Source organism: Ochrobactrum sp. SFR4 (assembly GCF_019730395.1).
Classification (GTDB): domain Bacteria; phylum Pseudomonadota; class Alphaproteobacteria; order Rhizobiales; family Rhizobiaceae; genus Pseudochrobactrum.
Genome location: NZ_JAAPBB010000579.1, coordinates 1 through 304, shown reverse-complemented (window position 1 = coordinate 304; position 304 = coordinate 1). Strand labels below are relative to the sequence as shown.

The 304-nt window shown below is 44.4% G+C and carries 1 pseudogene; it reads left to right on the top strand.

What is annotated here, in order from left to right:
• Positions 1-182: pseudogene (locus HBA93_RS20340) on the top strand (gfo/Idh/MocA family oxidoreductase); the annotation flags it as partial.
• Positions 183-304 lie beyond the last annotated feature (122 nt).

Here is a 304-nt window from a genome sequence, read left to right as displayed (position 1 = left end):
ACGATCGTTCCCATACTTGCGCGCAGGAATGGACTTTTGCCAATGCAAACCAATATAGCTTGCAGGCCGACGCCTTTGTCCGCTTTGTGCGGGGGCAGGAAGAAATGCTGTTCAGCCTTGAAAACTCAAAAGCGAACCAACATGTTATTGACAAGATTTACGCAGCAGCAGAAAAGCTGTGAGCGAAAGCATATCCCCAAAAAGCGGAAACCGTTTTTAAGAGGATGTGCAGGTGCTGCGGCTGGTGATAAATTTTTTAGATTTTGAAAAAATCGCAAAATTCGGTCAAAAAGCATGAAAAAGT